The organism is Massilia sp. Masssp94, from assembly GCF_059491305.1.
Genome location: NZ_CP168501.1, coordinates 5,865,392 through 5,877,786, shown reverse-complemented (window position 1 = coordinate 5,877,786; position 12,395 = coordinate 5,865,392). Strand labels below are relative to the sequence as shown.

Below are 12,395 nucleotides of genomic sequence, written 5' to 3'. Positions count from 1 at the left end.
CGTGATTCTACGCTTGAACTAAGCGCGCGCGGCCTTGCGGGCCAGCGCCGCGGCGATGACGAGCAGCAGCGCGGCCAACCCGAACGTCGCGCGGAAGCCCCAGGCGTCGAACAGCACGCCGCCCAACGTGGCACCGAGGCCGATCGCCAGCTGGACGACGGCCACGATCAGGCCCCCGCCCGCCTCCGCATCGTCCGGCAAGGTGCGCGCGAGCCACGTCCACCAGCCTACCGGCGCCGCCGTCGCGACGAGGCCCCACACGGCAAGCAGCATCGCGACGATGGGCGTCGACCCGCCGAATGCCACCAGCGCGCCGGCCAGCACGGCCAGCACGAGCGGGATGACGGCCAGCGTGCGGTACAGGTGGTTGTCGAGGACCGCGCCGATGCACGTCGTGCCGATGAAGCCCGCGATGCCGATCGCCAGCAGCATGCCGGTCAGCGTCGTCGCGCTCACGTGCGTGACCGTTTCGAGGAACGGCCGCAGATACGTGAACAGCGCGAACTGCCCCATGAAGAACAGGCTGACGCCCGCCATGCCGTACGCGACGGCCGGGCGCTTCAGCAGCGCGAACACGCTGCCGGATGTCGCGTCCGATGCCGCGGGCAAAGCGGGCAGGCTCACGAACTTCCACGCGAATGCCAGCGCCGCGACAGGCACGATCGCGAAGAACGCGCCGCGCCAGCCGACCAGCGCGCCGAGGAAGCTGCCGGCGGGCGCCGCGACGACGGTCGCCAGCGCGTTACCGCCGTTGACGATGGCCAGCGCGCGCGGCACGAGGTGGTCCGGCACGAGCCGCATCGCGGTCGCCGCCGACATCGACCAGAACCCGCCGATCGCCACGCCGATGCACGCCCGCCCCGCCATGAACACGGCGTAGTTCGGCGCGAACGCGGCGATGGTGCCGGACACGATCATCATCAACGTGAGGCCGAGCAGCAGCACCTTGCGGTCGAGGCGTCCGGCCAGGCGCGCGACGCACAGGCTCGTCACGAGGGCGAACGCGCCGGACACGCCTATCGCCAGCCCCGCCTGGCCTTCGCTGATGCGCAGGTCCGACGCGATGGGACTGAGCAGGCTGACCGGCATGAACTCGGACGCGACGAGCGCGAACGCGGCCAGTGCCAGCGCGAACACGGCGCCCCATGCGGCTTGCGCGTCCTGCGCGACGCCGTTCGGGAGCGATGAGACTTGTGGCTGCATCAGGCGGCCAGCGTCGCGTTGTCGATCACGAAGCGGTACTTCACGTCGCCCTTGAGCATGCGTTCGTACGCGGCATTGATCTCGTCGGCGCGGATCATCTCGATGTCCGCGACGATGCCGTGCTGCGCGCAGAAGTCCAGCATCTCCTGCGTTTCCGCGATCCCGCCGATCATCGAGCCGGCCAGCGCGCGGCGCTTCATGATCAGGTTGAACACCTGCGGCGACGGGTGCGGCGTCGCGGGCGCGCCGACCAGCACCATCGTGCCGTCGCGTTTCAGGAGGTTCAGGCAGGCGTCCAGGTCGTGCGGCGCGGCGACCGTGTTGACGATCAGGTCCAGGCTGTTCGCCCGCGCGGCCATCGCATCGGCATCGCGCGACACGACCACCTCGTGCGCGCCCAGCGCCTCGGCATCCGCGCGCTTCGATTCGGACGTCGTGAAGGCGACGACGTGCGCGCCCATCGCGCGGGCCAGCTTGATGCCCATGTGGCCCAGGCCGCCGATGCCGACGACGCCCACGGTCTTGCCCGGGCCCGCGTTCCAGTGGCGCAGCGGCGAGTACGTCGTGATGCCGGCGCACAGCAGCGGCGCGACCGCGGCGAGCTGCGCTTCGGGGTGGCGCACGCGCAGCACGTAGCGCTCGTGCACGACGATGCGCTCGGAATAGCCGCCCAAGGTGTGGCCGGGTGCGTCCGCGGTCGGGCCGTTGTACGTGCCGACCATGCCGTCGCAATAGTTTTCGAGGCCCTCCTCGCAGTCCGTGCAGTGCCGGCAACTGTCGACCATGCAGCCGACGCCCACCAGGTCACCTTCCCGGAAATCCTTCACGTGGGCGCCGACGGCGGAGACCCTGCCGACGATCTCATGGCCCGGCACGCACGGATACAGGGTGCCGGCCCACTCGGCTTTCACCGTATGCAGGTCGGAGTGGCACACGCCGCAATAGGCGATCTCGATCTGCACGTCGTGCGGACCCGGCGCGCGGCGGGCGATGTCCAGGGATTCGAGCGGTTTGTCGGCGGCATGGGCGCCATAGGCCTTGACGGTCATGGATGATCCTTTCGTAAGGTTGTCGTTTGCATCGCGGGACGACGATGGTAACGGCAAACCTGCCGCGCGGGACCGGCGGGGATTGCTTGACCTTATGAATGGGATTCATGAATCCGCGGCGGAATCATGTCCGTCGCGTCATGAAAGATCCTCCCGGCGGGGTGCCGGCGCCGGCAGCAGCCCCAGCATGCCCTTCAGGGCGTACAGGACCACCAGCGCGCCCAGCATGTCGCCGGCCGCCATGACGGCGAAGCCCTGCGCCAGGTCGACGTGGTCGCCATGCATCCAGAACCACAGGTGGTGCATCAGCGGGCTGGCCACGCCGAACAGCGGCACGAGCAGCAGCAGGCGGCGCGACGTCAGGTTGGCCAGCGACGCCTGCATGCCCAGCACCCGCAGCGCGAACAGGTACACCAGGTAGGGCGCGAGCGCCGAGCTGATGCCGCCGGCGAAGGAGCGCACGGGATCGTCCGGATACAGGTGGAAGAAGCATTCGCACCACGACCCCACCAGGACGCCGACGGCGCCGGGCAAGCCCAGCAGCAACGGGCACAGCAGCCGTGCGCCCGCCGGCAGGTAGATCCAGCCGACCCCGCGCATGAACTCGACGTTGGGGAACACCCAGTCCTGCAACCGCGCCAGCAGCAGATAGAACACCACCGAGCCGACGACGCTCGCGCAGGCGACGCGGGCGCGGTCGGATACGCCCGGTCCAGCGTGGTTACCAGGAGTTAAAGGGGATGACATGAGGGTTTGTAGGTGATGGAGTTCGCGTGGCTATCGCATTATAATCTGCGCATGAGCAAATCCACCCGTCCCGCCGACATCTATCTGCGCTTTCTGCAACTCGCGGAAGCCTTGCGCGGGCTGCCGTCCCTGCCCTCGCTCGACCCGCTGGAAGAACGCATCCTCGGCACCGTCGCGCGCGCCATGCAGGACGGCGAGCGCCTGTGTGTGCGCGACATGATGGCCAAGAAGGAACTCGGTGCGCCGGCCACCGTCCACAGCCGCCTGACGTCGATGCGCGAGAAGGGCTGGATCATGCTGACCGATACCGAGGACACGAGGCGCAAGCAGGTAACGCTCACGCAGGCGGCGCTGGCGCACTTCGACAAGCTGTCGAAGTGCATGGTCAAGGCAGTCGAGAAGACGGGTTGAGGAAGGCCACCAGCGCACTGCTACACTAGCGGCATGAAGCTTGCCTTCCTGTCCCGGCACCGGCGTTTGCTGGTTCTGTGCGTGTGTTCCGCGGCAGCGCACCTCGCACTGCTGAAGTTGCTCGCCGCGCGCGGTCGCGGAGAGTTCCCGGCCACGCCGGCCGCGGCTGAAAGCAGACTCAGCGTAAGGCTCGCGCCGACTGCTCCGGTCCCCGCCCTGGCCGCGCCGACTTCCCCATCCCCCGCGGCACCGGCAGCCGTCGCAGCACCGGCACGCCCGCGACCCGCGCAGCCGTCGGCAGCCACGCCCGTGCCACCACCCGCCGACGCGCAACGTCCAGCCCCGGATGCGCCGGGCACCGTATCCGCCGCGCCGTCCGACACCGGGCCGCCGCTGCTGCAGATGCCGGGCCGTTACCGCGTCCGCCTGCCCGCCCCGGTCCAGCTCACCTACGACCTCGTGCGCCAGCCGGCGGGCGGCGTCCCGGCGCCGGCCGGCCCGGCGCGCCTGACCTGGCGCACGGATGGCGACCGGTACGCACTCGACCTGGACGGCGCCCTCGGACGCCTGCACAGCGAAGGGGCGAGCGGCGACGCCGGCATCGCACCGCGGCGCGCGCTGGAGGAAACGGACGCGGGTCCGCTCGTGACGGAATTCGACGCCGACGGCCACCGCGTGCTGTTCCGCGCAACCGGCGCCGAAAGTCCGGACAACGTCGGTATCCAGGACCGCGCATCGTTGCTGATGCAGCTCGCCGGCATCGGCCTTGCGGAACCGGACCAGGTCCGCGACACGCTCGACGTCGTCGTGGCCGGCGCGCGCGACCTGCGCATCGCGCGGTTCAAGGTGCTGGGCCGGGAAGATGTCGCGACTGGCATCGGTACGCTCGCGGCCTGGCATCTCGCGGAACTGGCCGCTCCCGGCATGGCACGGCTGGACATCTGGCTCGCACCGGAGCGAAACTGGCTGCCCGTGCGCCTGCGCGTGGAAGATGCGGGCGGAAGCGCCACGCAAACGCTGTCGGCGCTGGACTCCGCCCCCGCGCTGCCGTAACGCGGCTCAGTCGCGCACGCGCCGCCAGCCGGCCTTGCGTGCGGCTTGCGCCGTGGCGGCCGGCAGATCGAACGGCGTGTTCTTGCCGTCCGCAGTCGTCGCGATCAGCTTCAGCGCGCCGTTCGGCAGCCGCACGATGATGAAGCCGACGGCCGCCGACGTATTCGACAGGGCGCGGCCCACGATGGGCTGGTTGCTGGAATCGACCAGCAACGGCTGCGCCGTGCAGACGTCGAGCTGGTACAGATTGCTCGTACCGCCGACCGAACAGGCGGACGACGACGTCGGCAGGTTGGCCACCACGTTGAGCGTGCCGGAAACGACTTTCGGGTCCAGGTTGACGCGCTCGCCGCTGTTCTGGTCCAGGTCCATGTACCAGCCCGCCTGGGTCCCCCAGTTGACGGTCGTGCCACTGATGGCGTATGTGTCGCCGCCGCCGGCCGCGCTCTTCGTCAGGCGCATCTGCGCCATCTTCGTGGCGGTGCGCCAGTCCACGGCGGAGATACCCGTGCCCGTATCCTTCAGGACGTAAACGCTCTGCGTGTCGGTATTCGCGATGTCGGTCAGGTCCAGCAGCCGCCCCGTCCCGTACACGACCATCGTGCGGACGGCCGTCGTCGTATTGCCCTGCGCATCCGTGCCGTTCGCCTGGCACTGCGTGATCTCCGGCCGCGAAGTCACGGGCTGCGCGCTGCCGGCATCGGCCATCCGAACCACCACCGGCGCGCCGCCCGCAGTGTAGTCGAAGCGGTACATCTTGCCCTGGTTGTCGCCCCCGTACACATATGTCACGAGCGGATCGGTCAGCGGGTTCGCGGTAATCGCCGTGATGCGCGTAAAGCCGGACGGCGTGGTCGTGTCGCCGCTGCCCGTACTGGCCTTGTTCAGCACCTGGCCCGTGGCGACGTCGACCACATACAGGTAGCCCGCGCCGCTGCCGCCGTTCACGCCGTCGGTGCCCGGCACGTTGTTGTAGCCCGACGTGAGAAACACGACCCAGTGTTCGGTCCCGCCGCTGTCCTTCCACGTGCCGAACTGCGGGTTCCCGAACGTCAGGCCGATGTCGGCGTCGTACGCCGTACCGCTGCACACGGCCGGATCGGCGCATAATTCCCACAAGGCATGCGGATGCGCGGGATCGGTGACATCCAGCGCGTAGTAGCCGCGGCCGCCCGCGTTCAGGCCGGCCACCAGCACGGCGCGCCACGTGCCGTCGATCTTGACGTCGGCCACCTCGGGTGCGCCGTCCGTCGTGAACTGGTGGTTGGTGCCGTAGGTCGTGCCGGCCTGCAGGTACAGTTTCTTCATCGTGATGCGCGGCGCGTAGGCCCACAGTTCGGAGCCAGCCGCCGCATCGAAAGCGTGCAGCATCCCATCGTTCGCGGCCACGAACACGGTCGGGGAGCGCGTCGCGTTGGCGGCCTTGTAATCGGCATAGCCCGCGATGGAATAGCCCTTGCGCGGATCGCGCAGGTAGGCCGGTTTCGAAGAAGCGATGTCGCCCAGCACGATCGGGATCGTCGTCGTCAGGCCGGGCGGGTTGTGGTCGGTGCGCGAGTACGCGCGCAGGACCGTCCCGTCCGCGTACTGCTGCTGCCCGCGCAGCCAGTCGACGATGTTGGCGCCGGCGTTGACGGTGGCGCGGTCGGTCGCCGACAGGCTGGCGCACTGGGCCAGCCCCGTGCACTTGTTGTCGAACCAGGTTTTCTCGGTCGCCGTCAGGTTCGCGTAGGTAAACGGCTTCAGGCCGCCGTTCACGGTGTCCTGCATCCAGATCGTGCGTATATCGCTGCTGTCTCCGACGAGGCGGCCGACCGTGTCCGACGACGTCCACGCGGCCGTCGTCGAGACCGCGCCGGTAATCGGATCAATCTTGCGGTCCGACAGTTCGCCGTACCAGCGCACGGTCGTGAACGTGGACGAAAAGATGTCGTTGTCCTGCTGCGAGATGTTCGGCGTGGACGTCGCGGCCGCCGACGCGGCGCCGATGCGCACCTGGATCGCCGACAGCGCCGAGGACAGGCCCTGGACGACCTGGGTCGGATCGGACGCGCTGAAATAGTGGCCGTGGCCATTGATGGCGGCATGCCACAGGTCGTCCACGCGCGACTGGTAGGCGGCCGAGCCGCTGGAGTCGCTCGTCTTCGGATCCGGCCAGACGTACGCGCCGTTGCCGTTCCACGGGCAGCCGGTCGCCGCGCCGGTAATCAGGTTGTAGAAATCGCCGCCCGGCACCGGCGCCGAATCGTACTTCGGCTCGTAGTTCATGACGCCGTCCACGCCCAGGCCGAGCGCATAGGTATTCATGTGCAGGCGGCTGTTTTCTCCCGCCTGCGCGGGTACGAGACCAGGTTTCGTCCAGTCTTCCAGCGCCGAGCGCAGCGACGACGAGGCCGTGTTCGAGCCGCCGTTGTACCAGTACAGCGCGACGTCGGCCAGCGTGTTGTAGCTCTGGGCGCTCGGATCGTAGCAGCCGGTGCCGCGCGTGCAGAAGCGCGCCGTGCTTTCGACGTTGTCGTTGTTGACGACCGTGGACGCGGCCCCGCCGTTCCAGTATCCGTCGGTCGTGATGAACGTGAAATTCTGCTGGCACGGGTACTGCACCACTTCCGATCCGGCCGCGGCCACGTAGGGACTCAGGTTGGCGTACATCTTGCCGATCGCGTGCAGCGCCGGGCGCAGCGGCGTCGACTGGCTGCCGTCCATCGCGTACAGGGTCGAGTACCACGTCGTGCGCGCGTCGCCCGTGAATTGCTGGGGCGCCGTCATCGTGCCCTCGGCCGCAGCGGCGGACAGCGCGACGATGCCGACGTTGTAGTTCGACGTCAGCGCCTGGAACGCGAGACCGACGGCGGTTTTCATCATCTGGTTGCGCGTCTTGTAGTAGGCATACCAGTTGGCGAAGTTCGTCATCTCCTCGTCGTACGTGCAGGTGTCGCCGGCGCAGTCGGTGCGGCCGGCCGCCTTCGGGTAGCTCGTCACGGTGGGCACGATGTCCGTGCGCACGAATACGGCGGCCCCGCTGCCCAGCGGTGTCGTCGTTACCGGCATCGTGTCGTACACGGCGGGCACGGGCGCCGACGCCGGCGTCAGCGCGAAGCTGATGTTGCCGCCGTTGTTGGTGAGCGCCCCCATCGTGATCGCGGCACCGCCCGCGCTGGCGCCCGTGTCGGCCACGCAGACCGTGGCGGCGCCCTTGCCCGCGCAGGCCGTCGTGACGGCGTTTCCGCCGGCGTAAGCCGTGATGGTGCCCTGCGTGCCGATCGCACCCGCGATGGCCGAAGCGACCGCAGTATTGCTCGCTCCTCTGCCGAACGTCATGTCGGATGCGATGATGGTCTTGCTGCCCAGCTTCGTGCCGCCGGCAAGCACGGTGCGGCTGCTGGAATTCTTGCTATTGCTGGCCGTGCCGGACACCGTGATGAGGGCCGTTGCCGGCTGCGCGGCCTGGACGATGGCCGCCGGCGCGTCCACCGTGATGGCCCAGCCGGAACGGCTGCTGTCCGTCAGGACCGAGCAGACGCCCATGGATTTGCCGCTCGTGCCGCTGGCGCAGTCGATCGGGATCACGGCCACGACGTTGTCGGTGCCGAGCGTGATGCCGTAGGTCGAGCAGGCCGGCACGCCGTAGCCCGACGCCGGCGTGCGCACGCAGGCGAGGTACTGGTTCGTCAGCCCGGTCTTCGCGATGATCGACGCGGCGAGCGCGGTCGCTACCGTCTGCTGCTTGCCGACCGTATTGGTGCCCGACGCGGCAGTCACCGCGTTGTTCGTGATGACGACGTTGCCCCCCGACTCGGCGACCGACACGCCATTGATCGTGATGGCACCGTTCGAGGCCGACGTGCCGATCGTGATCGTGCCATAAGCGGCGACGACGCCGCCGTTCGGATTCGAGAAACGCGGGTATTTGAAGTTGCCGACGTATTTCGCCTGGCAGTTGGTGAGCGCGGTGCTGTCGCACCAGCGCACCCTGGCAGGGAACGGATAACCGTTGGGTGCCGGTGCGCCCACTGCGGTCGTCACGCACGTCGTCAGCGCGGCGGTCGTGCAGTACTCGGCAACGTTGATCGTATAGTAGTAGGGGTTGGTCGTGTACGCCTTCGCGGTATAGCGCACATCGTTCGGATACGTGTACGTGGCCGAGTTGTAGACGCAATTGGCACTGTTCGAGTCGCACCAGCGCAGGTCGGGGAATCCGGTCGCGAGGTTCGTGCTGGCGGCGCTGTTCCCCAGCAGGTCGCGTCGGTTTACGCCGAAGCCGTCCGTCGTCACGGACGTCCAGTCGCTGGTTGCGCTGCGCGTCATCGATGTGTACGAGGTGCCGTCCGCGCGCACCGGCGGCGTGTAGCGCACCTTCGGGTCGTAGTACTGGCGGTTGAAGTCCGCGCTGTTGAATGGCGGGTGCCCGACCGTGCAGCCGCGGGTCCCGCCCGTCATCAGCGCGCGCGAGCGGCACGTCGTGCTGTCGTCGATATAGTCCGGCGTGAAGGCGCTCGCCATCGAGCCCGAGTTATCGTACAGCAGCATCAGGTTCGGCTTGACGTTACCGGTGCCGTCGACGTTGAGGAGCGGAAGCTGGGCAATGCTGGTCACGGCCGCGCCGGCGGTGCCGGCCAGCGTCAGGGCAACGAAGCCCAGGATGACGAGGAGTTTATTCATGATGGTAGGTCAGGCGCCGATCAGGACGATCATCTGGTTGGTCACGTTGGCTCCGCGGCCGCCGGTGATGCGTGCCGTGATCACGTAATGCAGCTGGGGCGTACCCGCATACGACGGCGCGTCGGAGGCCAGGCTGTCGCCCATCGCCACCGTGCTGCCCGCCGTCGCCGTATTGGCGGCCGTCTGCATGCAGCGGTTCGTGCCGCTGTACGCGCCGGCCGACGCGCACAGGCGGTGGATCACGTATTCGATGCTCGTGCCGTCGTCGCCGGTGATGGTGCGGCTGCCGTTCCAGAATGCGGCGTCGCGCGCCTGGCTGGCGGCGTCCCACGTGGCCACGTAGCCGCTGGCCGCGTCGTCCTGGTTCAGCGCCGCCTTGTTGGTCTGCGCGGTCTGGCTCAGCCAGGCAAACGCCGTGTGCAAGCCCAGGTCGGCTTCGCGGCTCAGGGTGGTGTCGTAGGCGAGATTGCCGGTCGTGAGCGCGGTGGAGTTGACGGAGCGGAGCAGGTACACGCTCCCCAGCAGCATCACGGCGAGGATGATCAGCACGACAGGCAGCGCCATGCCGTGGGCCCGCAGGTTCGGCCGCGTTCTCATGGATTCGGCCTCCATCCCGCATTGCGCAGCGTGGCCACGGTCTCGAACACGCGGTAGCGGTAGCAGCGCCAGTCGAGCGGATCGCCGGTCACGGCGACGTTCACCGTAATGGGCACGCCGGCCACGCCGGCAGGCGCGGCGCTCGAGAATACGACCGGTTGCGCCGTCGTGGTCGTGCAGGCCGCGCCGGCGGCAGGGTGCTCGACGGCCTTGCTGCGCGCGACGACGGCCAGGCGCACGGCGGCGATGTGTTGCCAGTCGCCCGCGTCGCCCACCGTGCCCGAACCGTCCGCATCGATCATCGTGGCCGTCCAGCGGTTCACCTGCAAGCCGTTCTGCGGCAGGAACGCGCTCCCCGTGCGGGTGTCGATGCCGTACTGGGCCTTGATGGAGACGATGTCCTCGGCCACGGTCGACGGCTGCCCCGCCGCGTCCACCGGCGCCGCCGCCTGCAGCTGCAGGTAGCCGTCCGCCACTGACCACGAGCGAAACGCCAGGTTCCCGGCCGGGCCGAGGTCGAACACGCGCGCGGCGTAGCCCTTGAACGTGGCCGTCGACGTGTTGTCGTTAAAGCGCATGCCGCCGCCGGACGCCAGCAGGACGCGCGTGGCCGTCTGGTCGTTGTCGGAACGCTGGACGAGACGGCAGTCGGCACCCGGCTGCTCGGGCGCGACGACGAGCACGTCGCCCTGGCTGAAACCGTACACGATGCGGTCCACGTCGAGCTGCGTGGCGCCGGCCGCAGCGTCGCTGGTCAGACGCAGCGTGGGCGTGCCGCCGACCGACGTGCCGGCATAGAACGAGATCCGGTCCGCGTCCGCACCGTGCGACTCGATCACGACGGGCGCAAGCGGCGTCACGGTCGCCGTGCCGCGCGGCGCGGGCGCCAGCTCGTATCCCGCCGTGTCGCTGAACTGCGTGTTGCAGCCGGCGATGATGGGATCGTTGAGGCCATAACCGGCATTACCCGCGTCGTTAGCGAGCGAGAACAGCGCGACCATCCCGTTCTGCATTTCGTCCGAGCCCCCCAGCGCGGTGCGGCGCGTCTGTTCGGCGCCCCCCACCATGCGCAGCGCAAACAGGAGTGCCAGCAGGCCGATGGCCACGCTGACCATCAGCTCGACGAGCGAGAAGCCCCCTGCCCGGCGCGATGGCGCGCGCATCATGTCGCCGCCGCCAGGTAGGACACGACCCGGTGCGCGTTCTGTGCCGCCCCCGTCTTGCGGGTCCAGGAAATCGTGATCGCCACGCGCGTGCGCCCGGCCGCGGGCGTCACGGCGATCACCACCTGCGCATTCGGGATACGCGCACGCGTGTCGTCGTACCACGGCTGCAGGCGCGCGTTCGGCGTCGCGCCCGCGGCCAGCGCGTACGCGCCCGCGTTCGGCAGGTCGACGGCCATCATGCCGAGCAGCCGGTCGGCCGCGATGGTCGCCTCGGCGCGCATGCCGGTGTCGGCCAGGGCGCCCATCGACCGCGCCTGCATGCCGACGACGCCGAGCAGGCCGACCGCCAGCAACACGGCGGCGACGATGGATTCGATCAGGGCCATGCCCTGCTGGCGGCGTGCGATCATGGCGGGCACCCGCGGACGTCGTGCGCCGGCGCCGCCGGGTCGCAGATGGACGCGATGCCGGCCAGCGTCAACACGACGGCCAGCGGGGCGAAGGCGTGCGCGCGCGTGAGCGACGGCGCCATGTCGATCCGCGCGAGATACGGCGCGACGGCCGTATCGACCCAGCCCAGCGGCGTGAAATAGACTTCGGTGGCGCCGGACGGGCTCACGGCCTGCGCGAGGTCGCTCTCGCCCGGCATGGCCTGGGCGCTACGTGCGATCGAGCGGAAGACGGGGTTCGGATCGGGATCGCCGTCCGCCGCCGCGGCGGCGGTCGACCAGCCGCCCGTCACGTCGTTGCACGGCGTGCCCGACGTCGGGAAGCAGATGTCGACGCGCCAGTCCATCTTGCCGTTGGCGGCGTTTTCGGTCAGCACGAGCCGGCTGTGGCTGTTGTGCGCGATCGCCGCGTTGCGCGCGAGCGTGAAGCCGTCCTGGTAAAACACGGCGGCCGCCAGCGCCTTGCGGCCCAGCAGCCAGTCCGACATGGACGGCAAGCCGACCGCGAGCACGATGCCCATGATGGCGACGACCACCGCGGCCTCGATCAGCGTGAAGCCGCGCGCCGCCGGCGGGAGCGTCACTGGGTGCACTGGCCACCCTTGCGGTCGATCCAGCACGACGTGCTCGTACCCCACCCGGTCGGCGCGGCCGTCGTCGCGCGGCTGCCGTTCTGGTCGACCGTGTAGACGAAGCCCGCCACCGGACCGGCACCCGTCGCCGTCACGGTGTACGCGGACGCGGTCGCGCCGCTCAGCGCGAACGTGAAGCTGGCACTGTTCGGCGGTAGCCGGTCGAAGCCGGCGTACGTGTGGGGACTGCCGTTGTTCCAGTAATCCTCGGCGGCGATCTGCACACTGCCGAGGCCCGAGAACGCTTCGGTCAGTCGCGCCCGTATCACGTAGTCGCGATAGGTCGGGACGGCGATGGCGCTGAGGATGCCGACGATCGCGACGACGACAAGGATCTCGATCAGCGTGAAGCCGCGTTCGCGCCGGGTGGTCAGGGAACGTGTTTTCATAAACATTGGGTGAAAGTTTCCGCGCGTCAATATTAGC

At 69.1% G+C, this 12,395-nt stretch carries 11 protein-coding genes; 2 read left to right on the top strand and 9 right to left on the bottom strand.

Translation table 11 applies throughout. From position 1 onward, the window contains the following. Window positions 1-18: 18 nt before the first annotated feature. The 3 genes from ACEN9G_RS25925 to ACEN9G_RS25915 all read right to left on the bottom strand — a co-directional run bounded on the left by ACEN9G_RS25925 (window position 19) and on the right by ACEN9G_RS25915 (window position 2,999). Window positions 19-1,203 carry an MFS transporter gene (locus ACEN9G_RS25925; RefSeq protein WP_483127188.1) on the bottom strand — a complete coding sequence of 395 codons (1,185 nt, stop codon included), beginning with the start codon at window positions 1,201-1,203 and terminating at the stop codon, window positions 19-21. Beyond that, window positions 1,203-2,252, bottom strand: coding sequence for an NAD(P)-dependent alcohol dehydrogenase (locus tag ACEN9G_RS25920; RefSeq protein ID WP_413345034.1), 1,050 nt, complete (start codon window positions 2,250-2,252; stop codon window positions 1,203-1,205). Before ACEN9G_RS25920 ends, ACEN9G_RS25925 begins: the two co-directional genes overlap by 1 nt. 138 nt (window positions 2,253-2,390) lie before the next feature. Beyond that, window positions 2,391-2,999, bottom strand: a complete 609-nt coding sequence (locus ACEN9G_RS25915; RefSeq protein ID WP_413345036.1) for a hypothetical protein — start codon at window positions 2,997-2,999, stop codon at window positions 2,391-2,393. A 51-nt stretch (window positions 3,000-3,050) separates the two neighbouring features. Between ACEN9G_RS25915 and ACEN9G_RS25910 the strand changes: the two genes are divergently transcribed. Together ACEN9G_RS25910 and ACEN9G_RS25905 are read left to right on the top strand one after the other, a co-directional pair. Beyond that, window positions 3,051-3,410: a MarR family transcriptional regulator gene (locus ACEN9G_RS25910; protein ID WP_075791842.1), complete on the top strand. Its 360-nt coding sequence runs from the start codon at window positions 3,051-3,053 to the stop codon at window positions 3,408-3,410. Window positions 3,411-3,719: 309 nt separating this feature from the next. After that, window positions 3,720-4,463 carry a DUF3108 domain-containing protein gene (locus ACEN9G_RS25905; protein ID WP_483127187.1) on the top strand — a complete coding sequence of 248 codons (744 nt, stop codon included), beginning with the start codon at window positions 3,720-3,722 and terminating at the stop codon, window positions 4,461-4,463. A gap of 6 nt (window positions 4,464-4,469) precedes the next feature. On the opposite strand, the gene ACEN9G_RS25900 is transcribed toward ACEN9G_RS25905, so the two are convergent. From ACEN9G_RS25900 to ACEN9G_RS25875, 6 genes are read right to left on the bottom strand one after another with little or no spacing between them, the layout of a single operon-like run. Continuing rightward, window positions 4,470-9,125 carry a PilC/PilY family type IV pilus protein gene (locus ACEN9G_RS25900; RefSeq protein WP_413343207.1) on the bottom strand — a complete coding sequence of 1,552 codons (4,656 nt, stop codon included), beginning with the start codon at window positions 9,123-9,125 and terminating at the stop codon, window positions 4,470-4,472. Between the two features lie 9 nt (window positions 9,126-9,134). Further along, on the bottom strand, window positions 9,135-9,722 hold the full coding sequence (locus ACEN9G_RS25895; protein WP_413343209.1) for a pilus assembly PilX family protein: 588 nt from the start codon (window positions 9,720-9,722) through the stop codon (window positions 9,135-9,137). Further along, window positions 9,719-10,888, bottom strand: a complete 1,170-nt coding sequence (locus ACEN9G_RS25890) for a PilW family protein (RefSeq protein ID WP_413385726.1) — start codon at window positions 10,886-10,888, stop codon at window positions 9,719-9,721. The genes ACEN9G_RS25895 and ACEN9G_RS25890 overlap by 4 nt, the downstream gene beginning before the upstream one ends. Next, window positions 10,885-11,298, bottom strand: coding sequence for a prepilin-type N-terminal cleavage/methylation domain-containing protein (locus ACEN9G_RS25885; RefSeq protein ID WP_413385725.1), 414 nt, complete (start codon window positions 11,296-11,298; stop codon window positions 10,885-10,887). The genes ACEN9G_RS25890 and ACEN9G_RS25885 overlap by 4 nt, the downstream gene beginning before the upstream one ends. Continuing rightward, entirely contained in the window at window positions 11,295-11,930 is a 636-nt protein-coding gene (locus tag ACEN9G_RS25880; protein WP_495605474.1) for a pilus assembly FimT family protein, read from the bottom strand. Before ACEN9G_RS25880 ends, ACEN9G_RS25885 begins: the two co-directional genes overlap by 4 nt. After that, window positions 11,918-12,358 carry a type IV pilin protein gene (locus ACEN9G_RS25875; RefSeq protein WP_413343250.1) on the bottom strand — a complete coding sequence of 147 codons (441 nt, stop codon included), beginning with the start codon at window positions 12,356-12,358 and terminating at the stop codon, window positions 11,918-11,920. Before ACEN9G_RS25875 ends, ACEN9G_RS25880 begins: the two co-directional genes overlap by 13 nt. Between the last annotated feature and the right edge of the window lie 37 nt (window positions 12,359-12,395).

Bases quoted from the DNA above. Each gene is read 5' to 3' on its own strand.
- ACEN9G_RS25910 (WP_075791842.1), top strand. From the start codon at position 3,051: ATGAGCAAATCCACCCGTCCCGCCGACATCTATCTGCGCTTTCTGCAA.
- ACEN9G_RS25890 (WP_413385726.1), bottom strand. From the start codon at position 10,888: ATGATGCGCGCGCCATCGCGCCGGGCAGGGGGCTTCTCGCTCGTCGAG.
- ACEN9G_RS25885 (WP_413385725.1), bottom strand. From the start codon at position 11,298: ATGATCGCACGCCGCCAGCAGGGCATGGCCCTGATCGAATCCATCGTC.
- ACEN9G_RS25895 (WP_413343209.1), bottom strand. From the start codon at position 9,722: ATGAGAACGCGGCCGAACCTGCGGGCCCACGGCATGGCGCTGCCTGTC.
- ACEN9G_RS25875 (WP_413343250.1), bottom strand. From the start codon at position 12,358: ATGAAAACACGTTCCCTGACCACCCGGCGCGAACGCGGCTTCACGCTG.
- ACEN9G_RS25925 (WP_483127188.1), bottom strand. From the start codon at position 1,203: ATGCAGCCACAAGTCTCATCGCTCCCGAACGGCGTCGCGCAGGACGCG.
- ACEN9G_RS25900 (WP_413343207.1), bottom strand. From the start codon at position 9,125: ATGAATAAACTCCTCGTCATCCTGGGCTTCGTTGCCCTGACGCTGGCC.
- ACEN9G_RS25920 (WP_413345034.1), bottom strand. From the start codon at position 2,252: ATGACCGTCAAGGCCTATGGCGCCCATGCCGCCGACAAACCGCTCGAA.
- ACEN9G_RS25915 (WP_413345036.1), bottom strand. From the start codon at position 2,999: ATGTCATCCCCTTTAACTCCTGGTAACCACGCTGGACCGGGCGTATCC.